We start from the raw sequence: 26712 nt of genomic DNA on the forward strand, positions 1-26712 counted from the left end.
CGGAGGCCCCGCCCGAACATACAGTCGCCCGGGGTACCCAGGCCCCTCGGCGTTTGACGCGCGGAGCCCCGGCGGAGCCCCCGTTTCGGGGAGGAGCGGACGGGGGACAGGCCTGCCGCAGGCGATCTCCGCACCCGTCCCGCGCGCCCGCCCCGGATACGCGATCGCCGGAGGGTCCGGCGGACCGGGCCCCTCCGGCGATCGGTCGTACGGTCAGTCCTCCACGGACGCCCCGGCCGTCTTCTTCGCCGCGGTCGTCTTCTTGGCCGCCGCCTTCTTCGCGGTGGTCGTCTTCTTCGCCGCGGTCTTCTTGGCCGTCGCCTTCTTCGCGGTGGTCGTCTTCTTCGCGGTCGCCTTCTTGGCCGGGGCCTTCTTGGCGGGGGCCTTCTTCGCCGTCTTCTTCTTGGCGGGCACCTTGGCGCGCTTCTCCGCGAGCAGCTCGTAGCCGCGCTCCGGCGTGATGGTCTCGACACTGTCGCCGGTCCGCAGCGTCGCGTTGGTCTCGCCGTCGGTGACATACGGGCCGAAGCGCCCGTCCTTGACCACGACCGGAGCCCCGCTGACCGGATCGGTGCCCAGTTCCTTCAGCGGCGGCTTGGCGGCGGCGCGGCCGCGCTGCTTGGGCTGGGCATAGATCGCGAGGGCTTCTTCGAGGGTGATGTCGAAGAGCTGATCCTCGGAGGTCAGCGAACGCGAGTCCGTGCCCTTCTTCAGGTACGGGCCGTAGCGGCCGTTCTGCGCGGTGATCTCGACGCCCTCGGCGTCCTCGCCGACGACACGCGGCAGCGACATCAGCTTGAGCGCGTCGGCCAGCGTCACCGTGTCCAGCGACATGGACTTGAAGAGCGAGGCCGTCCGCGGCTTCACCGCGTTCTTGCCGGTCTTCGGGGTGCCCTCGGGCAGCACCTCGGTGACGTACGGACCGTACCGGCCGTCCTTGGCGATGATCTGGTGCCCGGTGATCGGGTCCGCACCGAGCTCGAAGTCGCCGCTCGGCCTGGCCAGCAGCTCCTCCGCGTACTCGACGGACAGTTCGTCGGGTGCCAGGTCCTCCGGCACGTCCGCGCGCTGGTGGCCCTCGGAATCCTTCTCGCCGCGCTCGATGTATGGGCCGTACCGGCCGACGCGGAGCTTGATGTCGTTGCCGACGGGGAACGAGGAGATCTCCCGCGCGTCGATCGCGCCGAGGTCGGTGACGAGCTCCTTCAGACCGCCGAGGTGGTCACCGTCGCCATTGCCCGCGTCGGAGGCCGCGCCCGCTCCTGCCGTGTCGTCGTCGCCCGCGCCGAAGTAGAAGCGCTTCAGCCACGGCACGGCCTGGGCCTCGCCCCGCGCGATCCGGTCGAGATCGTCCTCCATCTTCGCGGTGAAGTCGTAGTCGACGAGCCGGCCGAAGTGCTTCTCCAGCAGGTTGACCACGGCGAAGGAGAGGAAGGACGGCACGAGCGCCGTGCCCTTCTTGAAGACGTAGCCGCGGTCCAGGATCGTGCCGATGATCGAGGCGTACGTCGACGGGCGGCCGATCTCACGCTCTTCGAGCTCCTTGACCAGCGAGGCCTCGGTGTAGCGGGCCGGCGGTTTGGTGGCGTGGCCGTCGGCCGAGATCTCCTCGGCGGACAGCGCGTCGCCCTCGGCGACCTGCGGGAGGCGCCGCTCGCGGTCGTCGAGCTCGGCGTTCGGGTCGTCGGCACCTTCGACGTACGCCTTCATGAAGCCGTGGAAGGTGATCGTCTTGCCGGACGCGGAGAACTCGGCATCGCGGCCGTCGCTCGCCCGGCCACCGATCTTGACGGTGACGGAGTTGCCGACCGCGTCCTTCATCTGGGAGGCGACGGTCCGCTTCCAGATCAGCTCGTAGAGCCGGAACTGGTCGCCGGTGAGGCCGGTCTCGGCGGGGGTGCGGAAGCGGTCGCCGGAGGGGCGGATCGCCTCGTGCGCCTCCTGCGCGTTCTTGACCTTCCCGGCGTACGTGCGCGGCTTGTCCGGCAGGTAGTCGGCGCCGTAGAGCTGGGTGACCTGCGTCCGGGCCGCGGAGACCGCGGTGTCCGAGAGGGTCGTGGAGTCGGTACGCATGTAGGTGATGAAGCCGTTCTCGTACAGCTTCTGCGCGACCTGCATGGTGGCCTTGGCCCCGAAACCGAGCTTCCGGCTCGCCTCCTGCTGGAGGGTCGTCGTCCGGAAGGGGGCGTACGGGGAGCGGCGGTACGGCTTCGACTCGACGGACCGTACGGCGAACGTGGCGTCGGCGAGCGCGGCGGCCAGGGCATGGGCGTTCGTCTCGTCCAGGTGCAGCACCTGGCCCGAGCCCGGCTTCAGCTGCCCGTCCGGACCGAAGTCGCGGCCCTGGGCGATGCGGCGGCCGTCGACCGTGCTGAGACGGGCGGCAAGGGCCGACGGGTCGGAGATGTCACCGGGGCGGCCGGTGGCGAAGGTGCCGGTGAGGTCCCAGTACTCGGCGGAACGGAAGGCGATGCGCTCGCGCTCCCGCTCGACGACGAGACGGGTCGCCACGGACTGGACACGCCCGGCCGACAGACGCGGCATGACCTTCTTCCACAGGACCGGCGAGACCTCGTAGCCGTAGAGGCGGTCGAGGATACGGCGGGTCTCCTGGGCGTCGACCATGCGCTGGTTGAGCTCGCGCGGGTTGGCGACGGCGGCCCGGATCGCGTCCTTGGTGATTTCGTGGAACACCATCCGGTGGACCGGGACCTTGGGTTTCAGGACTTCCTGCAGGTGCCACGCGATGGCTTCGCCCTCGCGGTCCTCATCGGTGGCGAGGAAGAGTTCGTCGGACTCGGCCAGCAGCTGCTTGAGCTTCCTGACCTGCGCCTTCTTGTCCGCGTTGACGACATAGACGGGCTGGAAGTCATGCTCGACGTCGACGCCGAGCCGACGGACCTCGCCGGTGTACTCGTCAGGGACTTCTGCGGCGCCGTTCGGCAGGTCGCGGATGTGCCCGACGCTCGCCTCGACGACGTATCCGGGGCCGAGGTACCCCTTGATCGTCTTCGCCTTGGCAGGCGACTCGACGATGACGAGTCGGCGGCCGCCCTGTGCGGTCTCGCTGGTCGGGGACAACTTCGCTCTTCTCTCCGGTCGACACTCAGTGGGCATCCGCGCAGCGCGATGGCGCTGCCGACGGTGCTGTCGCTGCGGAGTGTGACGGTACAACCCGCCCCCGTGTCAAACGGCAAAAGCCCGCAACGGCCACTCGAACGGTAACCCGACTTCCGCCATTCCTGCCGCCCGGACTGCCCGCTCTCCCGTGCGCACAGCCGCTGCCTGCGGGTTCCCGGGTGCTGTGGCGGCATCGTGGAGCCGGCCTCCCGGCGGCCGGGCGCTCGGGCGCTCCGGGCGTGTTCTCCGACGTGACCGCCGGGTCCCGCGGTCCGGCCGGGTCCGGTGGGGAGTGGATCAGATGCGGGTGAAGCACCACACACCGAGGACGAGAAAAAGTACGCCGAACACAGTGGCGAGAGTGGCGGAAGCGATGGGGCTCACACCGTGTGCCACCGGCGCGCGGTGCAGCACGCGCGCCCCCGTCCACAGCAGCAGCGCGGCGCCGAACAGCGCGAACGCCGTTCCGGCGAAGACCGCAGGTCCGCTCTCCATGCCCGTACGCCTCCCTGTACCCGCCCGGCCGGGGATCCGCGCCGGCCCGGCACGGTCCGGTCCTGCGGAGGCTGCCACCCCAGGGCGTCGTGGACGCGAACCCCGGGTGAATGGCCGGATTCACGCACCCGGGAACACGAGGCCGATGTCCCAGGATCAGAACCGTCCCGGTGAGCCAACCGGTGAACCAGCCGGTGAGCCAACCGGAATCCGCATCCCTCGCGGCGGCCCGGTGGCGGTGGGCGTCGAGCCGCTGATGGCGAGCCCATTCATTGCGTACAGCGGTACGCGACGCACGGCGGTACGCACCCGAACCGGAACGGAGCCACCCGGGCGGACACCCCAGATACGGCGGGGCGGCGGCAGCGGCTGCCGTCCCGCCCCGGACCACGCCACCGCGATCAGCCCGCCGGCGGACCCGGCTCCAGGAACCCCTCCTCCACCAGCAGCCGGATCGCCTGCGGGGTACGGTCGCGCAGCAGCACCGGGTCCTCGTTCATCAACTGGGCGATCGCGTCCAGGATCCGGCCCGCGGGCAGCGTCCCGTCGCACACGCCCGCGAAGCCGGCGCCGACGGCGTCGACCTTCGTCGCCCGCCGCATGCCGCGGTTCTGACGGAGCACCACGTGTTCCGGATCCTCCGCACCCGGGAGCCCGACCTGTTCCTGTACGACTTCGGCGGCAAGGGTGAAGTGCCCGGCCAGGAGCGCCGCGTCATCCTGTTCGCGGAGGTAGTCCTGACGGTCGAAGTGGGCCTGAACGGCCGTTCCGAGCGGCTGCTCCACCGCGTGCGGCCACTCCTCGATCACGACGGACGGGTTCCCGGCGGCAGCCGCGGCGGACTTCCGCAGGGTGATCCAGCCGAAGCCGACCCCCTTGGTCTTGCGGGCCTCGAACTCATCCAGCCAGGCGTCGTACCGCGCGGTGTACTCGGCGGGGTCCGTACGGTGGTCGCCGCTGTCGCGCAGCCACAGCTCCGCGTACTGCGTGACGTCCTGGACCTCGCGCTGCACGATCCAGGCGTCGCAGCCGTGCGGCACCCAGGAACTCAGGCGGTTCTGCCACTCCTCGCCCTCGACGTGCTGCCAGTTGGCGAGGAAATGGGCATATCCGCCTTCGTTCAACCGGTCGCCCGCCTGCTGCACCAGGGTCCGGCACAGATCGTCGCCGCCCATGCCGCCGTCGCGGTAGGTGAGACGGGCACCGGGCGAGATGACGAACGGCGGGTTGGAGACGATCAGGTCGTACGTCTCCGTACCGACCGGCTCGTACAGAGAGCCCTGACGCAGATCGGCCGCGGGGGCGCCGGAGAGGGCGAGCGTCAGCCGGGTGAAGTCCAGCGCTCGCGGGTTGAGGTCGGTGGCCGTGACCTGGGTGGCGTGCTGCGAGGCGTGCAGCGCCTGGATGCCGGAGCCCGTACCGACATCGAGCGCGGTGGCGACAGGCGTGCGGACGGTGATCCCGGCGAGCGTGGTGGACGCCCCGCCGACGCCGAGGACCACGCCCTCCTCGCGGGAACCGATGCCGCCCGCACCGCCGACCGCGCAGCCCAGGTCCGAGACGATGTACCAGTCCTGCCCCTCGGGCCCGCTGTACGGACGCACGTCGACCGTGGCCCGCACCTCGTCGGCGGTGTGCGTCACCCAGCCGTCCTCGACGCACTCGGCCAGGGGGAGCGCGGCGCGGGCCCGCTCGTGCGGGACGGGATGCTGGAGCAGGAAGAGCCGCACCAGTGTGTCGAGCGGGGAGCCGCCCCGGGTGGCCCGCAGCGCCGGGACCGTCTCGCTGCGGGCGAGCGCGGCGTAGGCGGGGGCACCGAGCAGGTCGAGGAGCCCGTCGGCGGTGAAGGCGGCGGCGAGCAGGGCTTCGCGGAGCCGGGGCGAACGGTCGGGCGCGGGGAGACTGGTCGTACTCACCCATTCATTGTGGCCGCTCCCGCTGACAGCGGCAGCGGCCCGGCACCCACCGGGGCCGCCGGGCACACGTACGACGGTGGCGATCGCCGCACCCGCCGTTTCGGCTACGGCTGCCGCAGCCGTTCGGTCACGACTCCTTGCTGGGCGAGGTCGACGGCGACGGGGCACCCGGCTTCGGAGAAGAGGTGCCCGGGGCCACCGATGCCGTCGGCTTCTGACAGCCCTTCTGCTTCGCCATCGCGGTGCCGACCTCGCCGGACTGGAGCTTCTTCAGCGCCTCGTCACCGCTGGTGCTGATCTTGTTCAGCTCGTCCGCGATACCCTTGAGACCGTCGGCGAACTTCGCCTGGTCCTTCGTGTCGAGGGCGTCGATCTTCTTCTGCAGGTTCGCGTACGCCGCGGAGGAGGTGTTGAGCTCCTTCACGGCCTCCTTGTGCGTGGTCTCGCCGCCGTCGACCGGCGGCGCGCCCGCCGAGTCGACAGCCGTGCCCAGTGCCTTGTACGCCTGCGAGATCTGCTGGAAGGCGGCCGAGTCGGTCTTCTGGACGTCGGCAGGCTTGCTGTTGTCCGCGGTCTGCTGCTGGATGGCGGCGTTGGCGTTCGCGATCTTCTGCAGTTGGGGCTGGACCTGGTCACAGACCTTCTTGGACCAGGCGTTCACCTTGTCGCTCTTGTCGTCGCTGCTGCAGCCCGACAGCGTCAATACCAGTACCGCACCGCCGGACAGCGCGGCCGCAAGCTTCTTGTTCACCGGATCGGTCCCTTCCAAGGCTCTCGGCCCCGGAACTTACACGTCGGGCGCCGCCCATCCGGGTGCCGGGCGTCCGATGAGTTACCTTTTGTAGCCATTTGCACCAAGGGAGACGAGGGAGATACAGCTCACCCATACGGCTCCCCGTAACTCTCCGTACAGATGAACATCCGTACGAGTGCACACACGGGCAGGTGTACCGGTTGGCGTACCGGCGTACCGGCGTACCGGCGTGCCGGGGCATCGGCGTGTCGGGGCATCGGGGCATCGGGGCATCGGCGTGTCGGGGCATCGACTGCGGTATCGCCGACGGACGACCGGATGGAACAACCGGGCGGACGACACACCAGAGTGCGTCGCGCGCCCGGTTGCCGGACGAGGCCGGCTACGTACCGCCACCCTCCTTGCGCCTTTCCCGCCTGCTGCCGGCCTTTCCGTCACCGCGTCACGAAACGGCCGCCTCACCGGGCGACTCGGCGGGCCTGCCACCGTCACCGGCCCTGCCACCGGGCTCGCCGCCGGACCCCTTCTCGTCCCTCACGGCGACTCCGCGCCGTTTGGAGGCGTAGACGGCGCCGATGATGACGGCGACGGCGAGCACCGCGACCACCGCCCGGACGCCGGCGCTCGCGTCCTGCCCATAGCTGAACTGCACCACCGCCGGGGCGATGAGCAGCGCGACCAGGTTCATCACCTTGAGCAGGGGGTTGATCGCCGGTCCCGCCGTGTCCTTGAACGGGTCGCCGACCGTGTCACCGATGACGGTCGCGGCATGGGCCTCGCTGCCCTTGCCGCCGTAATGGCCGTCCTCGACGAGCTTCTTGGCGTTGTCCCACGCACCACCGGAATTGGCGAGGAACACCGCCATCAGCGTGCCGGTACCGATGGCGCCCGCGAGATACGAACCGAGCGCCCCGACACCGAGCGTGAACCCGACGGCGATCGGCGCCAGGACGGCGAGCAGGCCGGGCGTGGCGAGTTCGCGCAGGGCGTCCTTGGTGCAGATGTCGACGACGCGCCCGTACTCCGGTTTCTCGCTGTAGTCCATGATCCCCGGGTGCTCGCTGAACTGCCGTCGCACCTCGTAGACCACGGATCCGGCGGACCGGGAGACCGCGTTGATCGCGAGCCCGGAGAAGAGGAAGACGACCCCGGCACCGAGGATCAGGCCCACCAGGTTGTTGGGCTGCGAGATGTCCAGGCTGAGTGTCATCTCCCCGGCCTTGGCCCCCACGTCGGTGACGGCGGTGGCGATCGCGTCGCGGTACGAGCCGAACAGCGCCGACGCCGCCAGTACGGCGGTGGCAATGGCGATGCCCTTGGTGATGGCCTTGGTGGTGTTGCCGACGGCGTCCAGGTCCGTGAGGACCTGAGCACCGGCGCCGGTGACGTCGCCGGACATCTCCGCGATGCCCTGCGCGTTGTCGGAGACCGGGCCGAAGGTGTCCATGGCAACGATGACACCGACGGTGGTGAGCAGCCCGGTCCCCGCCAGGGCCACCGCGAAGAGCGCCAGCATGATCGACGTCCCACCGAGCAGGAACGCCCCGTAGACGGCCAGGCCGATCAGCAGCGCCGTGTAGACGGCGGACTCCAGACCGATGGAGATACCGGCGAGCACGACGGTGGCCGGGCCGGTCAGTGAGGACTTGCCGATGTCCCTGACGGGGCGTCGGCCGGTCTCGGTGAAGTAGCCGGTCAGCTGCTGGATCAGTGCCGCCAGCACGATGCCGATGGCGACGGCGACCAGGGCGAAGACCCGCGGGTCGCCGTCGTGCGAGGCGATGGCGCTGTCGGTGACACCGGCCAGATCCGCGTACGAGGACGGCAGGTAGACGAAGACGCCCACGGCCACCAGGACGAGCGAGATCACCGCGGAGATGAAGAATCCGCGGTTGATGGCGGTCATCCCACTGCGGTCGGCGCGCCTCGGGGCAACCGCGAAGATCCCGATCATCGCGGTGACCACGCCGATCGCCGGAACGATCAGCGGGAAGGCCAGCCCGGCATCGCCGAAGGCGGCCGTGCCGAGGATGAGCGCGGCAACGAGCGTCACGGCGTACGACTCGAAGAGATCGGCGGCCATGCCCGCGCAGTCGCCGACGTTGTCGCCCACGTTGTCGGCGATGGTGGCGGCGTTGCGCGGGTCGTCCTCCGGGATGCCCTGCTCCACCTTGCCGACGAGGTCGGCGCCGACGTCCGCGGCCTTGGTGAAAATACCGCCGCCGACCCTCATGAACATGGCGATCAGCGCGGCCCCGAGGCCGAAGCCCTCCAGCACCTTCGGAGCGTCGGCGGCGTAGGCGAGGACGACACAGGAGGCCCCGAGCAGGCCGAGGCCCACGGTGATCATGCCGACCACGCCACCCGTGCGAAAAGCGATCTTCATCGCCTTGTGCGAGACGGCGGTGAGATCTTTTTCGGGTTCGCCTTCCGCCGGAGTCGCCTCGCGCGCGGCGGCGGCCACACGGACATTACTGCGTACGGCGAGCCGCATCCCGATGTATCCGGTGACCGCCGAGAAAAGCGCGCCCACCAGGAAGAACAAAGAACGGCCCGCGCGCTGCGACCAGTTGTCGGCCGGAAGCAGCAGAAGCAGGAAGAACACCACGACGGCAAAGATGCCGACGGTGCGCAGCTGCCGGGCCAGATAGGCGTTCGCGCCTTCCTGGACGGCGGCCGCGATCTCCTTCATGCGGCCGGTGCCCTCACCGGCCGCCAGCACCTGACGCACCAGCAACCGGGCGACGACCAGTGCGGCAACGGCAACGACCGCGACGACGGCCACGATGACGCGATTGTCATCGGTGAGCACCGCGGCCGCGAGAGATGCGGGCCGGCCGGAAGGTGTGGAAAGTGCGGAATCTTGCGTCAGTCCTGCCATTGGGGTGTTGAAGAACTCCGCCATACGTCCTCCTTGACGCTCAGCGCTCAAGACGTGGACGGATTGTAAGGAGCGGAAGCCGATCAAAACAGTGTGCGGTAAATGTAATTGACCTTCATGGGCGCATCGGTAAATGATCGCGGCCATGGATCGACCCGAATGCAGTAATGGGGCAGATACATTTTCCGTAGATCAATGATCACACAGAAATGAAAAAGGCCCTGCTCAGCAGGGCCTCAAAAGACGGATCAAGAAATTGATCGGGACGGGTCGAGCGCGGGGCGGGGACAGGTCGCGGACGGGTCGAGAACGGGTCGTGGGGCCCGAAGGAATCGGGGCCGGCGGGCCGTTCGTGACGTCTGCGGCGCCTCAGGGCAGCACTGTCACAGGCGCCTTCGGCCAGCTCATGCGGATCACTCCGCCGTTGGCTCCCGATCTGACTTCCACATCGTCGACGAGGCCGCTGATGACCGCGAGACCCATCTCGTCCTCACCGTCGACGTCGGCCTCGGAATCCGGCCCATCGAGCCCCACGCCGGGCGTGGCGCCGCGTGTCGCGGCGGCTCCGGCGGATCCGGGAACGGGTTCGGGCTCGGCACCCGGTCCGGGCACCTCGTCGCCGACCTCGATGGAGAAGGACTTCTCCTCCTCGATCAGCACGACCGAGACGGGAGCGGCGATGCCATGACTGCGGTGCAGCCCGACCGCGCGGCTGCAGGCTTCACCGACGGCAAGCCTGACCTCGTCGAGCACGGCTTCATCGACCCCCGCCCGGCGCGCCACGGCGGCTGCCACGAGGCGGGCCGTCCTGACGTGTTCGGGCTGGGCGCTGAAGCGGAGTTCAACGGTGGCCATGCGATCCCCCTCAGACGTACGGGCTTGCGTCCCGGGGACCCGGGCACACTGCCCGACACCCCGGCTCTTCATTCCGGTTCTTCTTCGGTTTTCTTCCGGCCTTCATTCGGACTGTTCCCGAACTTCTTCCGAACTTGTCCCGGAACCGACGAACCAGCCGACCGGCCGATCCGGTCGTCGGCCGCCGGGCAGTCGACCCACTGACGTCCGTCTGCCGATGGCCGGACGGACTCCCGACGGCCGGACGGACCAATTCGGACCGGCCGAATGGCGGACGGCCGAACGGCAGCGGCCGACCGACACCGGTCGGCAGGCGAACAGCCGACAGGCAACCTGCCGCCCATCGGCCCACCGGACGCCGCCTACCGGCAACCGACCGGACGCCGACCGACTGCCCGGCAACCGGAGCACCGGCTGTCCGGTCTCCCGGCCGCCGGTACCGGCTGTCCGGCCGACTGCCTGACTGCGGCAATCGGCCGTTCGGGCCCACCTGCGCCGTACCGGCCGCCCGTCACGACTGCCGGTACACCGGCCACTGGTCGGACCGCGGACCGGCCGTCAGTCGGTGGCCGCCACGGCCTCGTCGACCGTGGTGTGAATCGGGAACACCTTGGTCAGACCAGTGATCCGGAAAATCTTGAGAATGCGCTCCTGGTTGCAGACCAGGCGCAGCGAGCCCTCGTGGGCCCGGACACGCTTCAGGCCGCCCACGAGCACGCCGAGGCCGGTGGAGTCGAGGAAGTCGACGCCTTCCATGTCGACAACCAGGTGGTAGCTGCCGTCATTCACCAACTCGACCAACTGCTCGCGCAGCTTGGGCGCGGTATACACATCAATCTCGCCACCGACCTCGACGACCGTACGGTCGCCACCAGGGCCGGACACATTGCGAGTCGACAAGGACAGGTCCACGGATCCTCCAGCACCTTGCTATCGAGCGGTCGCCCCTCGGTCTCCCCGGCGGAGCCGGGGGACGGATCGCCAGCCGCGATGGCATTCAATCACTTACCAGCAGCCATGCACGACGCCTTGGGACCATTGTCCGTCACGCCAGTGACACACTCGGTGCCGATGGCCAAGAATCACCGCCCCAGTCGACCAGCCGAGAACAGGGACTCCCGCCCCTCTCCCGCCATGGTCCTCGACCGGCTCGTCGCAGTGGCGGGCCGGTCCGCGCGCATCACTCATACGGAGCACTTGCCCCCGCATGCGGGCACCCATGCCATCTGGCCCGATCGCATCCGGCCAGAAGTGATCGCTGCGATCCAGAAGGCCGGAATCGACCACCCGTGGGCGCATCAGGCGGCCGCCGCCGAGCATGCCCTGGACGGCGAATCCGTGATCATCGCCACGGGCACGGCGTCCGGCAAGTCGCTCGCCTACCTCGCCCCGGTGCTCACCGCCCTGCTCGACGGCTCCGAGGCCCCGAACGGCCGTGGCTCGACCGCCCTGTATCTCGCCCCCACCAAGGCCCTGGCCGCCGATCAGAGGCGCGCGGTGAAGGAACTCGCGGCACCGCTCGGCAACGCCATCAGACCCGCGGTGTACGACGGCGACACCCCCGTCGAGGAACGCGAATGGGTGCGCCAGTACGCCAACTACGTCCTGACCAACCCCGACATGCTGCACCGCGGGATACTCCCGTCCCACCCCCGCTGGTCCTCCTTCCTGCGCGCTCTGCGCTATGTCGTCATCGACGAGTGCCACACCTACCGGGGTGTCTTCGGCTCCCACGTCGCCCAGGTGGTGCGTCGGCTGCGCCGCCTCTGCGCCCGCTACGGAGCGCATCCCGTCTTCCTCCTCGCCTCCGCCACCGCGGCGGAGCCCTCCGTCGCGGCGGGCCGCCTCACCGGTCTCCCGGTCCAGGAGGTCGCCGACGACGCCTCGCCCCGCGGCGAACTGGTCTTCGCCCTGTGGGAGCCACCCCTGACCGAACTGCACGGCGAGAAGGGCGCGCCCGTCCGCCGTACCGCCACCGCCGAAACCGCCGACCTCCTCACCGATCTGACCGTCCAGGGCATCCGCTCGGTCGCCTTCGTGCGCTCCCGGCGAGGCGCCGAGCTGATCTCCGTCATCGCCAAGGAACGCCTCGCCGAGGTGGACCGCTCCCTGCCCGCCCGGGTCGCCGCCTACCGCGGGGGATATCTCCCCGAGGAGCGCCGCGCCCTGGAGCGCGCCCTGCACTCCGGCCGGCTGCTCGGCCTGGCCGCCACCACCGCCCTCGAACTCGGCGTCGACGTGTCCGGCCTGGACGCCGTCGTCATCGCCGGCTACCCCGGCACCAGGGCGTCGCTGTGGCAGCAGGCGGGCCGTGCCGGACGCTCCGGCCAGGGCGCCCTGGCAGTCCTGGTCGCCCGCGACGACCCACTGGACACCTTCCTCGTCCATCACCCCGAGGCGCTGTTCCAGCAGCCCGTGGAATCGACGGTCCTCGACCCGGACAACCCGTACGTCCTCGCTCCGCACCTGTGCGCCGCCGCTGCGGAGCTCCCGCTCACCGAACCGGATCTGGAACTCTTCGGTCCGGCCGCGGGCGGACTGCTGCCCCAGCTGGAGGCCGCGAAGCTGCTCCGCAGGCGGGCGTCCGGCTGGCACTGGACCCGCCGGGAGCGCGCCGCCGACCTCACCGATATCCGGGGCGAGGGCGGCCGCCCCGTCCAGATCGTCGAGGAGGGCACCGGCCGGCTGCTGGGAACCGTCGACGAGGCCGCCTCGCACACCGCCGTCCATGAAGGCGCCGTCCACCTCCACCAGGGCCGCACCTATCTGGTCCGGGAGCTGGATCTGGAGGATTCGGTGGCCCTGGTCGAGGAGGCGAGCCCGCCGTACTCGACGACCGCGCGCGACACCACGGCCATCGCCGTCCTGGAGACCGACACCGAGATCCCATGGGGTGACGGACGTCTCTGCTACGGCTCCGTGGAAGTCACCAACCAGGTCGTCTCCTTCCTGCGTCGCAAACTGATCACCGGCGAGGTGCTCGGCGAGACCAAACTGGATCTGCCGCCCCGCACTCTGCGCACGCGCGCCGTGTGGTGGACGGTCACGCAGGACCAGCTCGACGCCGCCCGCATCAACCCGGAGATCCTGGGCGGTGCCCTGCACGCCGCCGAACACGCGTCGATCGGGATGCTCCCGCTCTTCGCCACCTGCGACCGATGGGACATCGGTGGTGTCTCCGTGCCGTTGCACCCGGACACGCTGCTGCCCACGGTCTTCGTGTACGACGGCCATCCGGGCGGCGCCGGATTCGCCGAGCGGGCCTTCCACACCGCCCGTACCTGGCTGACCGCGACCCGTCAGGCCATCGCGTCCTGCGAATGCGAGGCGGGCTGCCCGTCCTGCATCCAGTCCCCCAAGTGCGGCAACGGCAACGACCCACTGCACAAACGCGGCGCCGTGCGTCTCCTCAGCGAACTCCTCCGATCCGCTCCGCCTGCCCCTGGGGAGCCAGGCTCTCCGGAACCGTCGGAGGCGGCGGCTCCGGAGGGCCAGGAACGGCCACCGGAGGGCCTGCCCGGGACCTGACCGCCGGCCCATACGGCCCGAAACGCACCCGGGCCGTCACATCGGCGACCTCGCCGCGCACCGTGCACCGGACCACCACGGCCCCTTGTGCCGCGGCCACCTCCCTGGCCGCCGCGCATGACTCCCGGGTCCCCTGCAGGGCCCGGTCGGCCGCGGCCAGAGCCGCCAGGTCCGCCGCACCGCCGGCCCGGTGCCGCACAACCACCACCTGCCCGAGCGCCAGCACAACCGCGAACACCATGCACAAGGTGGCCGTGGTCATCGCCACCCACACCGTCGCCAGCCCCCTGTCCCGGCCCGCCGGGCCCAGGTCCGGACCCCTGCCCCGCCCCCGGTCGTGGTTCCGGCGCCGGCCGCGGCCGGCGCCGCGATCCCCACGCGAGGCATACCACCCGACCGCCGCCCTCACGGAACCCCGCCCCCTCACAGTCATGGCGTTACCCCCACCGTGTCCTCGGCCAGTGCCGCCGCCTCCGCGTGGAGCGTCAGGGCCAACGGGCCGAGCCCGGGCATCGGCGCCGCCACCCGTACCCTCCACAGCTCCCCTGCCCGCCCCATCGTGATTTCGGCCCCGCCGGGTGCCGCCGAGCGGGCGGCATCCAGCACTTGCGGCTCCGGTTCCGACCGGGCCGCCGCCCTCGCCCCGGCCCTGGCCGCGTCCACGCACCGGATCTGGGCGGAGGCGGCCATCAGTGCCCAGACCAAGGCCAGGGCGAACACCACCAGTACCGGGATCGTCATGGCCGCTTCCGCCGTCACCGCGCCCCGGTCCCCGCCTCCCCCCGCAGTCCCGGAGCGGCCCCCGGCGCACCCCCCTGAACTTCTCCTAGAACTTCGCATCGAGTGCGTCCTTCAGCAGTGACTGCAGCGCGGACATGACCGGCTGGCTGGTCACCACCTTGTAGAGCACCGCCGCGAACGCGCAGGCCGCGATCGTCCCCACCGCATATTCGGACGTCGTCATTCCGTTGTCCGACCGGACTCGGCGCACCATGCTCCGCGCCCAGTTCCTGATTCGCTGCACCATTTCAACCCCCGCGAAATATGTAATTACTACTGAATGGATCCTTGGTCAGTGCTTTTCTTTCAGCCGGAACGAAGCAGGCCGGTCGCCAACCCGATCACCACCGGCGCCACCCCGACTGCCAGGAATGCGGGCAGAAAACAGAGTCCGACCGGCGCGGTGATCAGCACGCCTGCCCGTTGGGCACGCGCCACGGACGCACTCGCCCGCTCCGCCCGCATCGCCTCGGCCAGCCGAGCCACCGGCTCCGCTGCCGGGGCCCCGGTCGATCCCGCCCGGTCCAGGCAGCGGGCCAGGGCACCGGCGCCCGGCATCTCCCCGAACCGCCCCCAGGCCACCGCGGGTTCACCGCCGAGCCGGATCTCCGCCGCCATCCGCGCCAGACGCAGGCCGACCGGCCCGCCCAGCGACTCCCCCACGGCCTCCGCCGCTTCCCGGGGCCCGGCACCGGCCGAGATGCAGGCCGCCAGGAGATCGGCTGCCAGCGGGAGTTGGCGTACGGCCTCAGCCGTCTCCGCGGCATCCGCAACGCCGGCTCCCGGCTCGCGGCCGCGCCGGGACTGCTGCCACCGACGAGCGCCGTACGCCCCCGCCAGCCCGGCCACGCACCCCGGCAGGCCACCGATCAGAACCACGCCCGTCGCCACAGCCCCCAGTGGCGCGATCCACTCCTTCGCCCGGGCGAAGGAGACCGCTCGTCCGCGCCGACGCTTCTCCGGGCCGATCGCAAGCAGCACCGCACCCCGCCGGCGTACCAACCGCCTCCTCCGCCGCACTGCCAGGGCAAGGACCGGATACAGGACCGCGCCCAGAACCGCCCACACCGCCACCACCCGGTGGGCGGCTTCGCCGGTGACCCCGTTCACGCCGCCTCCCCTGCCCGTACGATGCGTCCGGCCCAGCAGAGCCCTGCCGCCTCCAGCAACCCGCCCGCCACCAGACAGACCAGTCCGGCAGGTGTGTGCAGCAGCACCCTCAGCGGATCGGCTCCGAGCGCCGCCCCCAGCCCCAGGCCCAGCACCGGCAGCAGCGCCAGCACGGCCACCGTCGACCAGGCACCCGCCAGCTGGGCCCGTAACTCCTCCCGCCTGCGGCGCTCGGCCCGCAGCGCACCCTCCAGGCGGTCCAGTCCCGCCGCGAGCCCGGCCCCGCCATCCACCGCTACCCGCCAGCAGGCCGCCACCCCGGCCAGCCCGTCCAGGCCCGGCTCCCGCGCCGCGTGTCCGAGCGCCCCCGGCACGTCGCCACCGAACCGCGCCGCAGCGGACACACCGGCCTCCGCCGCTCCCATCACCCCGGTCCCGCGGACAGCAACCAGCAGCGCCTGCCCCGGCTCGTGCCCGGCCCGCAGCTCACCCACGACGGCGCCGCACAGCGCCACCACCCCGTCGGCCCGGCATTCCCGCTCCTGCGCCAAGGCTCGTTTCCGCAGCCACCGCCGCACCAGCGGCACCGCGACCACTCCGGCCAGTACCGGGAGCACGGACTCCCCCAGCACGGCGATGACCAGCGCCGCCGGCAGACAGAGCCACTCCCGCCGCTCCCGCAGCCACCCCTGGAACCACCCCCGGCTCCATTCCCAGCGCGCGCGCAGCGGCGACTCCACCACTCCGTCGGTGAACAGCCCCCGGGCTCTCCTCCGCCCCTGGTCATGCGCCGCCACCAACCAACCCGCCACCGCGACGCACAGGACCGCCGCGCAGCTCGCGCCCGTCGACAGCCCCGCCGCCGCACCACCACTCACAGCGCACCCCCGATCAGCCGCCGCAGCCGTTCCCAACCCCGCTCCCGCACGAATCCGTCGGCTGCCCAGCACAGCGCCGGCACGGTCACCACCAGCCCTGCCGCGTCCCGTTCCAGGACCTGCACCTCGGCGATCCGCCGCTGCCCTGCCCGGTCCCTCACGAGATGGACCACCACCGACAGCGCCGCCGCCAACTGGCTGTGAAGTGCCGTCCGGTCCAGCCCCGCCGCCGTGCCCAGCGCCTCGAGGCGGGCCGGAACATGCTCGGCAGCATTGGCGTGAACCGTCCCGCAACCACCCTCGTGTCCGGTGTTCAGCGCGGCCAGCAGTTCGGTCACCTCGGCACCCCGTACCTCCCCCACCACCAGCCGGTCGGGCCGCATCCGCAGTGCCTGCCGCACCAGGTCCCGAAGGGTCACCCGTCCCGCCCCCTCCTGATTGGCGGGACGTGACTCCAGGCGCACCACATGCGGATGGTCGGGCCGCAGCTCTGCCGAGTCCTCGGCGAGCACGATTCGTTCACGCTCCCCGACCGCACCCAGCAGGCTCGACAGAAGGGTCGTCTTCCCGGCCCCCGTCCCCCCACTGATCAGATACGAGACCCGGGCCTCCACCAGGGCCCGCAGCACCCGGTCACCGCCGGGTGGCACGGTCCCCGCCGTGATCAGCTCCGTCAGCGAGAAGGCCCTGGGCCGGACCACCCGCAGCGACAGGCACGTCGAACCGACGGACACCGGCGGCAGCACGGCATGCATACGGGTGCCGTCCGGCAGCCGTGCGTCCACCCACGGCCGGGCATCGTCCAGCCGCCGCCCCGCCACGGCCGCCAGTCGCTGCGCCAGCCTGCGCACCGCGGCGGCGTCCGGGAACGTCACCCCGGTGAGTTCGAGCCCGCCGCCCCGGTCCACCCACACCCGGTCCGGCGCACAGACCAGCACGTCCGTCACCGCGGGGTCGGCGAGCAGCGGTTCCAGCACCCCGGTCCCGACCAGCTCGCCGCGCAACTCGTCGGCCGTACCGAGCACTTCGGCATCGCCGAGCAGCCGCCCATGGGCACGCAGCGCGGCCGCGACCCCTGCCGGGGTCGGCGCAGCACCGCTCTGCGCCAGCCGCTGTCGTACGGCGTCGAGCAGCGCCTCGGTCATGACGCACCCCCGGCCGCTCGTCCTCCCACACCCTCCGAGGCGAGCGCCCGCTCCCAGAAGGCCGTGCAGAATCTGGCCAGTGGACCGCGCGCGCTTCCGCCGGGCGGTGCCCCGCCGTCCTGAGCTGCCGACAACCCGGCGTCGAAGGGGAGTTCACCGGCAAGCGGCAGCCCGAGCGCCTGCGCCACCCACCGCTCGTCGAGGCCCGCCGCGTACGGACCCCGGGTCACCACCCGCAGGTCGTCCAGCACCATCCCGACCGTCGACGCCACACGTTTCGCCGCCGCGACCGCCCGAAGCTCCCCGGGTACCACCAACAGTCCGAGGTCCAGCTGCGCGAGTGCCTCCGCGACCGGTTCGTCGACCCGGCGCGGCAGATCAACAACCACCACCCCGCCGAGCCGGCGCGCGGCGGCCAGTACAGCCTGTATAGCCTGCGGCGGGATCACCACCCAGTCGTCACGGCCCCAGCTGAGCACCCGCAACCCGTGCAGTGCGGGCAGTGACTCCTCCAGCGCGCCTCCGCCGACCCTCCCTTTGGAATGGGCGAAATCCGGCCACCTCAACCCCTCTGCCCGTTCACCGCCGAGCAGCACATCGATGCCCCCGCCGAGCGGGTCACCGTCGATCAGCATGGTCCGCCGCCCGGCCCTTGCCGCGGTCACCGCAAGGGCACAGGCCAGTGTGGACGCGCCGGAACCACCTCGTCCGCCGATCACCCCGACGGTGAGTGCCGGCCTGCCCACGCCTTCCGCCGCATTGGCGATCTGATCGACGAGCCAGCCTTCCGAATCGGGCAGCCTCAGCACATACTCAGCCCCGATCTCCACGGCGCGGCGCCAGACGTCCGGGGCGTCCTGGTCCCGGCCGACGAGCATCACACCGCGCCTGCGCACTGCCCCGCGGCACCGTTGGGCGGCATCGTCCCCCACGAGAACCATCGGCGCCTGCTCCCAGCCGCCCCTGCGCTCGGGCAGCGCGTGATGAACTTCCGGTTCCGCTCCGGCAGCTGCGCACAGCCGCAGCAGATCGTCGAGAAGTTCCACATCCTCCGTCACGATCAGTGGTCCACCCCGCCGCACTTCGGCGACCAGCAGACGATCCCGTGCGTTGGACTCAGCCACGATCTCCACCCCCTTCTCACTGCACGTTCACCGCGGTTCGCGATGATCTCGGAGCGTTCCGAGATCGGCGATTCCGCATCCCGCGGACTTCGCGGCTGGAATCACCGTGCAGCGCTTCGGAAAATCGTGTGGATCTTGCTCAAAAACTGTGGACAACTCCACCGTTGTGAATAACTCGGTCACTCATACCGACGACTTCCGGAGAGCAGCACTTCCGCTACACACCGTGACGGGTCAAGGTGGTGAGAGGCGGCGCGAGAAACGGGCCGCCGCGGCCGAAATGGAGGCAGAGTGCTTGATTCCGCACGACAGAAACGCGTCCGGACATGCGACGACCCCCGCCGGGGGGGAGAGCGGGGGTCGTCCCCACGGCCGACTCGGGGGGGGGAGGAGCCGGACCGGGTTAGCACGGTCGCGAACGATCCGTGACTTCCATGGTGTACCCGAGAGGCTTCTCAGGCAAACCCACGCGCCGGAGTTTACGCCGAATGGTGGCCCTCTATGCTCTGCCTTGTGGAAAACCGCTTCTTGCCGCGCACAGCAGCCTTCTTTGACCTGGACAAGACGGTCATTGCGAAGTCCTCGACGCTGACCTTCAGCAAGTCCTTCTACCAAGGCGGACTGATCAACCGCCGCGCTGTACTGCGCACCGCGTACGCGCAGTTCGTGTTCCTCGCCGGGGGCGCAGATCACGACCAGATGGAACGGATGCGGGAATATCTCTCCGCGCTCTGCAAGGGCTGGAACGTCCGACAAGTGAAGGAAATCGTCGCCGAGACCCTGCACGATCTGATCGACCCCATCATCTACGACGAAGCGGCGACGCTCATCGAGGAGCACCACACCGCCGGACGCGATGTAGTGATCGTCTCGACCTCGGGCGCCGAGGTCGTCGAACCGATCGGCGAGTTGCTCGGCGCCGACCGGGTCGTCGCCACCCGAATGGTCGTCGGCGACGACGGCTGCTTCACCGGCGAAGTGGAGTACTACGCGTACGGACCGACGAAGGCCGAGGCGATCAAGGAGCTCGCGGTGTCGGAGGGGTACGACCTCTCGCGCTGCTACGCCTACAGCGATTCGGCGACCGACGTACCGATGCTGGAGTCGGTCGGACACCCGCACGCGGTGAATCCGGACCGCGCTCTGCGGCGCGAGGCGACGCTCCGCGAGTGGCCGGTTCTCGTCTTCGACCGTCCCGTCCGGCTCAAGCAGCGGCTGCCCACGTTCTCGATGCCTCCGCGCCCCGCCCTGGTCGCGGCAGCGGCGGTCGGCGCGGCCGCCGTCACTGCAGGGCTCGTCTGGTACACCTCCCGCCGCCGCGCCACCGCCCCCTCCGCCTGACGCACAAGCCGGGGAAACGGCCCCGATACGCCCTCGGGGCCCATCCCTTGGATCGGCCAACGGGACCGGACAAGGCGACCGATCGCCCAAATTCACCGACCGAAGCGAATTATCCGACTCACCCGTAATTGAACCTAAAAGTAAAGAACTGTGGTCAGCCCTACCGCTCACCCCGGCTCTGGAGTACAAAGGACTCAACGGCCCGCGAGACCAAGGACATCCGAGAGGATTAACCTGAAACGCAGAGAAGGCCCCACGGACCGAGCATGAAAACCGAGTACCCACGCGACGTCGACCCGTCGATTACGGGCCAGCCGCACCAGGGAGCGGGCGAAGTCCCCGCCCTGATGGGCACATATCGAGGACGCATGGTAACTGGGTAGACATGCCAGCGGCGGTACCGAGAACGGTACCGCCGCAACCCATTTGTCGGGCAGTGCAGTTGCTCCGGTGAAGTTACCCCGGAGTCGCTCCCACCTCTGTGGCAGCGCCGGGCCGGGGTCACGGTCCTGGAGCTACGCGATGAGGATCTTCAGTGCGTCGCGCCCGACACCGCGCAGCCGCCGCCTCGTCGCTCGTTACGCAGCACCGCGCTGCAGCGCCTCGCACACCGCCGTCGATTCCCTGACGCCCAGCTCGACGGCACGCCCGCAGTGCGCGATCCAGGCCGCCATCCCCTCCGGCGCCCCCGACAGATAGCCCTCGAACGCCGCAACGTACGCCGCCCGCCCCTGCTCGGCATGGCCCACCTCGGCGGGGCAGATCGATTTGGGGTCGAGCCCGCTTCCGATCAGCACGATCCGCTCGGCGGTCCGGGCGACGAGGCCGTTGTACGAACCGAAGGGCCGCAGGGCCAGCAATTCACCGTGTACAACTGCGGCGGTCACCAATGCGGGCGCCGAAGTCCCTGAAAGGATCAACCCGGAGAGCCCCTCCAGCCGCCCGGCCACCTCGCCGGCCTCCGGCAGTGGCGCTTCGATCAGCGGCTCGTCCACGGGTTCACCCGCCAGCCGCGGACGGCCGACAGCATCCTCGGGTTCCGCGCCGCCGGCCGCAACCAGATGCAGTCGCGCCAGGACACGCAAGGGTGACTGCCGCCAGATGGAGAGCAGTTGGCCCGCTTCGGCGGTCAGCCTCAGGGCCGCTCCGATCACATGCGCCTCACCACCACCGCTGAAGTCGGTGCGTCGGCGCACCTCCTCCAGATTCCAGTCGGCCCCAGACAGGGCCGCGGAGCCACGGGCGCCTCGCAGTGCCGCTTCGGCGGTGACCTCGTTGCTGCGGCGCCGCATGACACGGTGACCGTAGACCCGGTCGACGGCCTTGCGTACGGAGTCCACCGCGTCGGCGACTCCGGGCAGGGCACCCAGGGCGGCGAGCGGATCAGAGGCAGTCGTACTCATAAGTAGCGAGGCTACGCGCCCCCTGCACCGATACCACCCGGGAGTGGCCTTCTTCACGAAGTGTGACAGCAGACTGCGATCGCCCCGCTACCCTAGGTGAACATGAAGATCGCTTTCGTAGGGAAGGGCGGCAGCGGCAAGACCACGCTGTCCTCGCTCTTCATCCGCCACCTCGCCGCCAATGAAGTCCATGTCGTCGCGGTGGACGCCGACATCAACCAGCACCTCGGGGCCGCACTCGGCCTCGATGACCAGGAGGCTGCGGCACTGCCCGCCATGGGAGCACAGCTGCCTCTGATCAAGGAGTATCTGCGCGGCAGCAATCCCCGTATCGCCTCCGCCGAAACAATGATCAAGACGACCCCGCCGGGCGAGGGCTCGCGGCTGTTGCGGGTACGTGAGGACAACCCGGTCTATGACGCGTGCGCCCGCACGGTCCTGCTCGACGACGGGGAGATCCGGCTGATGGCCACCGGACCGTTCACCGAGTCCGACCTGGGCGTGGCCTGCTACCACTCCAAGGTCGGTGCGGTCGAACTCTGCCTCAACCATCTGGTCGACGGCCCCGACGACTATGTCGTCGTTGACATGACAGCGGGTTCGGACTCCTTCGCTTCCGGGATGTTCACCCGCTTCGACATGACGTTCCTGGTCGCCGAGCCGACCCGGAAGGGGGTCTCGGTCTACCGCCAGTACAAGGACTACGCGCGGGACTTCGGGATCGCGCTAAAGGTCATCGGCAACAAGGTCCAGGCCGAGGACGATCTGGAGTTCCTGCGCGCCGAGGTGGGCGACGACCTGCTGGTCACCGTCGGGCACTCCGACTGGGTACGGGCGATGGAAAAGGGTCGGCCCGCCCGCTTCGAGCTGCTGGAGGCGGACAACCGGATGGCTCTGCAGGCGCTGCAGAACGCCGCGGAGGATTCCTACGAGCAGCGGGACTGGGAGCGCTACACGCGACAGATGGTGCACTTCCATCTGAAGAACGCGGAGAGCTGGGGCAATGAGAAGACGGGCGCCGACCTGGCTGCCCAGGTCGACCCCGCCTTCGTGCTCGACGAGCGGTACGCGCAGGACGGCGCCACCCAGCCTGCCTGATCAGCCGGCTGCGCCCGCCTGTTCAGTCGACTCGGCCCGCCTGGCCGGTGGGCGCCCCGACGGGAGGATGTGTCTATTCCGCCGGGGCGCCATTGCACCCCAGGAGTCAGCTCGTAGCGCGACCGGTCCGCAACCGAAGGACACGCAGCACGGCGGCTGCGCCCGGCCATCAGGCACCCTCATCAGGCACCCCTTCACCGAGCGCTGCCTGCGGGCCGGCTAACGGCCTGATCCGCACCGGGCCGTGTCGTACCGGATTGGTTGAACATGAAGTTGTAGTCCATCGAGAGGTCCCAGATACCATCTTTCTTCTTCGGCCAGACCTGGTTGTTGACTCCGTTGAAGTCGTAGCGGATGCCCATCGCCCGTGCTGCGGCGACCATGTTCTTCTGCCCCTCCGGACAAGGGGTGCAGCCGCCGATGAGCTCCTTGTCGTAGTCGAAGGGAAGCGGCTTCTCGTCCTTGAGACCGGGGTCGTCGGTCTTCCAGCTCTTCACAAAGGACTTGGCCTGGCCGATCTCGCTCTTCCACTGGTCGACGGTCCGGGCTTCGGCGCCACCCTCGGGTCCACAGAAGTGGCCGTTGAAGTGGGTGCCGATCTCGTTCCCGTCCTCCCAGGCACCGCGCACCTGGGCGATGGTGTTCCGAAACACCACGATCCGCGGGGCTTCTGGCCAGGTGTCAGGCGTTGCGCCACGGGTTGCTTCGGCTGGCTGCCGTGAAGGCCGTCGAGCCATCGCCGATGAGCCGCAACGCGTTCTTGGGCGCGGCTCGATGGGCGTGCCTCTCCGCTCCGGCGCCCGGCTTCGCGGCGCCGGGTCCGGCGGCTCCGGCCCTTGGTTCCGAACCGTAGGAACAGCCTGCCAACGCGGCAGTCAGCGCGACGACCACGACGTCCAAGGCGATCCGGCCGACCGCGGACCTCTTCGCGGCGCCCCTCATCGTGGCAGCCGGCATCCGCCCACCCTCTTCCCTGCAGGTGCCTTCGCGTCGAGGTGCCGACACAGCGCGGCCAAGGTCGCATGCAGCGCTGCCGGAATCAGTGCGACAGGCCGCCCGAAAAGCTGCCTATTCACTTGAATGGGTGGTTGACTGGGCCATTTGACCTCAACCATGGACACAAATCTTTACTCTCCATTACGATCTATTTACTGAGAGTTGAGAAATCCCGCCGCTGCACGCCGTGACCCACGACCGCGTCCCCCACGTTCCGCGACCGCGCTGACCCGGAGGAGACGGGAAAATGTCTGCCTGCGCACCTACTCGCCATGACCACCCATCCCGCAGTTCACACCCACCCCGCGCCTCGGGAATCAAGCGACCACACAGCCCGCCGCCGCGCGGCGGACGCTTCCGCATCACGGGCGCCGACCTGTCCGCATCGATCACGGTCTTCCTGCTGGCCGTCCCCATGTCGCTCGGCCTGGCCGTCGCCATGGACGCCCCTTTGGGGGCCGGCCTCATCTCCGCCGCCGTCGGCGGTATCGTCGCCGGACTGCTCGGCGGCACCCCCCTCCAGGTCAGCGGCCCATCTGCCGGATTGACCGTGGTCACAGCCGAGTTGATCCAGATCTACGGCTGGCGTACCACCTGCGCCATCACCATCGGCGCCGGGCTGCTGCAAATCCTGCTGGGCTCGCTGCGGGCGGCGCGCAGCGCCCTCGCCGTCAGCCCCGCCATCGTGCACGGCACCCTCGCCGGAATCGGCGTGGCCATCGCGCTCGCCCAGCTGCACATCGTGCTCGGCGGCTCGCCCCAGAGTTCAGCGGTAGCCAACACCCTTGCGTTACCGGACCAGTTGAAAAGAGTGGGACCAGCCGCCCCGCTGATCGGCGTGTTGACCATCGCCGTCCTGGTCCTGTGGCCACGGATTCCCGGTCAGATCGGCCAAGTGGTACGGCGAGTTCCGGCGGCCCTCGCCGCGGTGGTGACCGCGACGACCACAGCCGCGATCGCCGCACCCGGGATCGCCCGGGTCGATCTGCCGTCCTGGCACTCGCATGCACTGCCGGAGATGCCCCACGGCCCCGTACTCGCCCTGGCCACCGCCGTGTTCACGGTGATGCTGGTGGCCAGTCTGGAGTCGATGCTCGCCGCGGTGGCTGTGGACAAGCTGTCGGCCGACCGTGTCGGCGAGCGAACCTCCGCCCGGTCGCAGGTCGGCTTGCCGCCCACCTCCACCGCCAACTCCACGCCCATGCCTGCACCGGCACCGGCACCGGCACCGGCACCGGCACCGGCACCGGCATCACAGTCGGGTTCGGGTTCGGGTTCGACATCGCCGTCGGCCCTGCCCCCGGCGTCCCCGTCAGACCCACCGAACCTGCCCGCCACACCTACGGCGCCCGTCTCTGACATCGCGGTTACCCCACCGTCCCCCTCTCCGCCACCCGCCAGGCGCTCCGATCTCGACCGTGAGCTGCGTGCCCAGGGCATCGCCAACGCCGTGTCCGGGCTGGTGGGCGGGCTGGCGGTGTCCGGCGGTGCGGTGCGGAGCTCGGCGAATGTGCGGGCGGGAGCAACGAGCCGCGCCTCCACCGTGCTGCACGGCGTCTGGATGGTTCTGGCCGCCGGGCTGCTGGTCGGCGTGCTGGAGTGGATCCCGCTGGCCGCGCTCGCCGCGCTGGTCATGATGGTCGGCATCCAGATGGTGAGCTTCGCCCACATCCGCAATGTCCACAAGCACCGGGAATTCCTGGTGTACGGGGCGACGATCACCGGCGTGGTCCTCTTCGGTGTGCTCATGGGCGTGGCGATCGGCATCGCGGTGGCGGTGGCCGTCGCCCTGCACCGGCTGGCCCGGACCAGGATCACGGTGACCGATCAAGGTGGACAGCATCTGGTCACTGTGCGAGGCCAGTTGACGTTCCTCGCGGTGCCTCGGCTCAGCCGGGCGCTCGGCCAGTTACCACAGGGCGAGGATGTCGTCGTCGAACTGGACGGCTTCTTCATGGATCACGCGGCGTACGAGGCGATCCAGGACTGGAGCCTTGCCCAGACGGCCCACGGCGGCCGGGTCGTCTTCACCGGCAGGTCGGGCGGGCGGATCGCCGAACCCGCCTCGTCGGCGCACTCCTGTTGCCGCCCCTGGACACCGTGGCGGAACCACCACTGTCACGACCGGCCCGAGCAGACGCCCGAGGACCACCACGGTCCCGGCGCCCCCTTCGACAGCGCCCGCCTCGACACGGACAGCGCTCCGGGCGGCGGATCGAGCCCAGCCCCCGGCGCCGAGAACGCCCACGGCTCCGACTCCGTCCCCGATGTCGGCCGCGCCTCCGGCCGTGGAGCCCACAGCGCCCCCGACCCGGCCGGCCCACCCGCCGCAGCCCGGCGCCGGACCGGCGGCAACCGCCTGGCCAATGGCCTGAGTTCGTTCCAGCGCAACACCGCCCCGCTGGTGCGCGAGGAGCTGGCCCGGCTGGCCCGCGAGGGCCAGCGCCCCTCCCAGCTCTTCATCACCTGCGCCGACTCCCGCCTGGTCACCAGCATGATCACGGCGAGCGGCCCCGGTGACCTGTTCACCGTGCGGAACATCGGCAATCTGGTGCCCCCGCCGGACACCGAGTCGGGTGACGACTCGGTGGGCGCCGCGATCGAGTACGCGGTGGACGTGCTGAAGGTGGAGTCCATCACCGTCTGCGGCCACTCCGGCTGCGGCGCGATGCAGGCACTGCTCGATGCCCAGCCGAACCCGGGCACTCCGCAGACACCCCTGTGGCGCTGGCTGAGACATGGGCTGCCGAGCCTGAAGCGGATGGCGTCCCGACATCACCCCTGGGCCCGGATCTCCGGCCGGCTGCCGACCGATGCGGTGGAGCAGCTCTGCCTCACCAATGTGGTCCAGCAGTTGGACCATCTGCGGGCCCATGAAGCGGTGGCGCAGCGGCTCGCCGAGGGCACACTCCACCTGCACGGAATGTACTTCCACGTGGGCGAGGCCCAGGCGTATCTGCTGACCGAGGGTGCGAGCGCCGGGCTCACGCTCGACGAGGTCTTCGACCGCGTGGACCCGGGCGACGCCCCAGCCCCGGCCGACGCCCTCACTCCCACCCCGGCCGACGCCCCCGTCCGTACCCTGGCGGCCGTGCACGCCTCCGGCGGCACCGACACCCCGGGGAGCACCACCGCCCCGGGCGACCCCTCCGGTTCGGGCGAGCGGGAGCACACTGAAGTCTGAACCACATGCGCCACCGGTCCGTGAGACCTAGTGGTCCCGCCTCCGCATCGCGCCGTGCGCTGCGCGACGCACCGTGTCGCTCTGCTCCGCGGCAGTCGGCATCG

The 26712-nt window shown here is 70.2% G+C and carries 19 protein-coding genes and 1 pseudogene; 4 read left to right on the forward strand and 16 right to left on the reverse strand.

Annotated elements, in window-relative coordinates; genetic code table 11:
* Positions 1-213: 213 nt before the first annotated feature.
* From topA to ACF08M_RS17030, 7 genes are all read right to left on the reverse strand, one after another.
* The gene (gene topA / locus ACF08M_RS17000; protein ID WP_392186038.1) at positions 214-3081 is read right to left on the reverse strand and encodes a type I DNA topoisomerase; all 2868 of its coding nucleotides are present in this window, start codon (positions 3079-3081) and stop codon (positions 214-216) included.
* 336 nt (positions 3082-3417) lie between these two features.
* On the reverse strand, positions 3418-3615 hold the full coding sequence (locus ACF08M_RS17005) for a hypothetical protein (RefSeq protein WP_389793154.1): 198 nt from the start codon (positions 3613-3615) through the stop codon (positions 3418-3420).
* A gap of 401 nt (positions 3616-4016) precedes the next feature.
* Positions 4017-5531, reverse strand: a complete 1515-nt coding sequence (locus tag ACF08M_RS17010; RefSeq protein ID WP_392186039.1) for a methyltransferase — start codon at positions 5529-5531, stop codon at positions 4017-4019.
* A gap of 127 nt (positions 5532-5658) precedes the next feature.
* The gene (locus ACF08M_RS17015; protein WP_392186040.1) at positions 5659-6282 is read right to left on the reverse strand and encodes a small secreted protein; all 624 of its coding nucleotides are present in this window, start codon (positions 6280-6282) and stop codon (positions 5659-5661) included.
* Positions 6283-6727: 445 nt separating this feature from the next.
* On the reverse strand, positions 6728-9190 hold the full coding sequence (locus ACF08M_RS17020; RefSeq protein WP_392186041.1) for a sodium-translocating pyrophosphatase: 2463 nt from the start codon (positions 9188-9190) through the stop codon (positions 6728-6730).
* A gap of 345 nt (positions 9191-9535) precedes the next feature.
* Complete coding sequence (locus ACF08M_RS17025; RefSeq protein WP_392186042.1) at positions 9536-10021, reverse strand: ATP-binding protein; 486 nt, start codon at positions 10019-10021, stop codon at positions 9536-9538.
* Between the two features lie 558 nt (positions 10022-10579).
* The gene (locus ACF08M_RS17030) at positions 10580-10933 is read right to left on the reverse strand and encodes an STAS domain-containing protein (RefSeq protein ID WP_003967428.1); all 354 of its coding nucleotides are present in this window, start codon (positions 10931-10933) and stop codon (positions 10580-10582) included.
* Between the two features lie 78 nt (positions 10934-11011).
* Here ACF08M_RS17030 and ACF08M_RS17035 point away from each other — a divergent pair, with 78 nt between their 5' ends.
* Entirely contained in the window at positions 11012-13549 is a 2538-nt protein-coding gene (locus ACF08M_RS17035) for a DEAD/DEAH box helicase (protein ID WP_392186043.1), read from the forward strand.
* Here the strand turns inward: ACF08M_RS17035 and ACF08M_RS17040 are convergent.
* From ACF08M_RS17040 to ssd, 7 genes are read right to left on the reverse strand one after another with little or no spacing between them, the layout of a single operon-like run.
* Entirely contained in the window at positions 13431-13982 is a 552-nt protein-coding gene (locus ACF08M_RS17040; RefSeq protein WP_392186044.1) for an Rv3654c family TadE-like protein, read from the reverse strand. The genes ACF08M_RS17035 and ACF08M_RS17040 overlap by 119 nt on opposite strands.
* Positions 13979-14389 (reverse strand): TadE family type IV pilus minor pilin, encoded by a 411-nt coding sequence (locus ACF08M_RS17045; RefSeq protein WP_392186045.1) that lies wholly within the window; start codon positions 14387-14389, stop codon positions 13979-13981. Before ACF08M_RS17045 ends, ACF08M_RS17040 begins: the two co-directional genes overlap by 4 nt.
* Positions 14376-14576 carry a DUF4244 domain-containing protein gene (locus ACF08M_RS17050; protein WP_392186046.1) on the reverse strand — a complete coding sequence of 67 codons (201 nt, stop codon included), beginning with the start codon at positions 14574-14576 and terminating at the stop codon, positions 14376-14378. Before ACF08M_RS17050 ends, ACF08M_RS17045 begins: the two co-directional genes overlap by 14 nt.
* A gap of 59 nt (positions 14577-14635) precedes the next feature.
* On the reverse strand, positions 14636-15439 hold the full coding sequence (locus ACF08M_RS17055; RefSeq protein ID WP_392186047.1) for a type II secretion system F family protein: 804 nt from the start codon (positions 15437-15439) through the stop codon (positions 14636-14638).
* On the reverse strand, positions 15436-16317 hold the full coding sequence (locus ACF08M_RS17060) for a type II secretion system F family protein (protein WP_392186048.1): 882 nt from the start codon (positions 16315-16317) through the stop codon (positions 15436-15438). The genes ACF08M_RS17055 and ACF08M_RS17060 overlap by 4 nt, the downstream gene beginning before the upstream one ends.
* Positions 16314-17462: a TadA family conjugal transfer-associated ATPase gene (locus tag ACF08M_RS17065; RefSeq protein WP_392186049.1), complete on the reverse strand. Its 1149-nt coding sequence runs from the start codon at positions 17460-17462 to the stop codon at positions 16314-16316. Before ACF08M_RS17065 ends, ACF08M_RS17060 begins: the two co-directional genes overlap by 4 nt.
* Positions 17459-18520: a septum site-determining protein Ssd gene (gene ssd / locus ACF08M_RS17070; RefSeq protein ID WP_392186150.1), complete on the reverse strand. Its 1062-nt coding sequence runs from the start codon at positions 18518-18520 to the stop codon at positions 17459-17461. Before ssd ends, ACF08M_RS17065 begins: the two co-directional genes overlap by 4 nt.
* A 567-nt stretch (positions 18521-19087) precedes the next feature.
* Here ssd and ACF08M_RS17075 point away from each other — a divergent pair.
* Positions 19088-19927, forward strand: a complete 840-nt coding sequence (locus tag ACF08M_RS17075; protein WP_392186050.1) for an HAD family hydrolase — start codon at positions 19088-19090, stop codon at positions 19925-19927.
* A gap of 578 nt (positions 19928-20505) precedes the next feature.
* Here the strand turns inward: ACF08M_RS17075 and ACF08M_RS17080 are convergent.
* Complete coding sequence (locus tag ACF08M_RS17080) at positions 20506-21330, reverse strand: oxidoreductase (RefSeq protein WP_392186051.1); 825 nt, start codon at positions 21328-21330, stop codon at positions 20506-20508.
* Between the two features lie 102 nt (positions 21331-21432).
* On the opposite strand from ACF08M_RS17080, the gene ACF08M_RS17085 reads away from it, so the two are divergent.
* Positions 21433-22428: an ATP-binding protein gene (locus ACF08M_RS17085; protein ID WP_392186052.1), complete on the forward strand. Its 996-nt coding sequence runs from the start codon at positions 21433-21435 to the stop codon at positions 22426-22428.
* Between the two features lie 236 nt (positions 22429-22664).
* Here the strand turns inward: ACF08M_RS17085 and ACF08M_RS17090 are convergent.
* A pseudogene (locus tag ACF08M_RS17090) lies at positions 22665-23370 on the reverse strand (hypothetical protein); the annotation flags it as partial.
* Between the two features lie 301 nt (positions 23371-23671).
* On the opposite strand from ACF08M_RS17090, the gene ACF08M_RS17095 reads away from it, so the two are divergent.
* Positions 23672-26608, forward strand: a complete 2937-nt coding sequence (locus tag ACF08M_RS17095; protein WP_392186053.1) for a bifunctional SulP family inorganic anion transporter/carbonic anhydrase — start codon at positions 23672-23674, stop codon at positions 26606-26608.
* The last annotated feature ends 104 nt before the right edge of the window (positions 26609-26712 follow it).

Source organism: Streptomyces sp. NPDC015032 (genome assembly GCF_043080425.1).
GTDB lineage: Bacteria > Actinomycetota > Actinomycetes > Streptomycetales > Streptomycetaceae > Streptomyces.

What these genes read in the sequence shown, in the direction of transcription:
- ACF08M_RS17005 (WP_389793154.1), bottom strand. Translation starts at nt 3,615, where the DNA reads ATGGAGAGCGGACCTGCGGTCTTCGCCGGAACGGCGTTCGCGCTGTTC.
- ACF08M_RS17020 (WP_392186041.1), bottom strand. Translation starts at nt 9,190, where the DNA reads ATGGCGGAGTTCTTCAACACCCCAATGGCAGGACTGACGCAAGATTCC.
- ACF08M_RS17025 (WP_392186042.1), bottom strand. Translation starts at nt 10,021, where the DNA reads ATGGCCACCGTTGAACTCCGCTTCAGCGCCCAGCCCGAACACGTCAGG.
- ACF08M_RS17035 (WP_392186043.1), top strand. Translation starts at nt 11,012, where the DNA reads ATGGCATTCAATCACTTACCAGCAGCCATGCACGACGCCTTGGGACCA.
- ACF08M_RS17040 (WP_392186044.1), bottom strand. Translation starts at nt 13,982, where the DNA reads ATGACTGTGAGGGGGCGGGGTTCCGTGAGGGCGGCGGTCGGGTGGTAT.
- ACF08M_RS17045 (WP_392186045.1), bottom strand. Translation starts at nt 14,389, where the DNA reads ATGCGAAGTTCTAGGAGAAGTTCAGGGGGGTGCGCCGGGGGCCGCTCC.
- ACF08M_RS17050 (WP_392186046.1), bottom strand. Translation starts at nt 14,576, where the DNA reads ATGGTGCAGCGAATCAGGAACTGGGCGCGGAGCATGGTGCGCCGAGTC.
- ACF08M_RS17065 (WP_392186049.1), bottom strand. Translation starts at nt 17,462, where the DNA reads ATGACCGAGGCGCTGCTCGACGCCGTACGACAGCGGCTGGCGCAGAGC.
- ACF08M_RS17075 (WP_392186050.1), top strand. Translation starts at nt 19,088, where the DNA reads ATGCTCTGCCTTGTGGAAAACCGCTTCTTGCCGCGCACAGCAGCCTTC.
- ACF08M_RS17080 (WP_392186051.1), bottom strand. Translation starts at nt 21,330, where the DNA reads ATGAGTACGACTGCCTCTGATCCGCTCGCCGCCCTGGGTGCCCTGCCC.
- ACF08M_RS17085 (WP_392186052.1), top strand. Translation starts at nt 21,433, where the DNA reads ATGAAGATCGCTTTCGTAGGGAAGGGCGGCAGCGGCAAGACCACGCTG.
- ACF08M_RS17095 (WP_392186053.1), top strand. Translation starts at nt 23,672, where the DNA reads ATGTCTGCCTGCGCACCTACTCGCCATGACCACCCATCCCGCAGTTCA.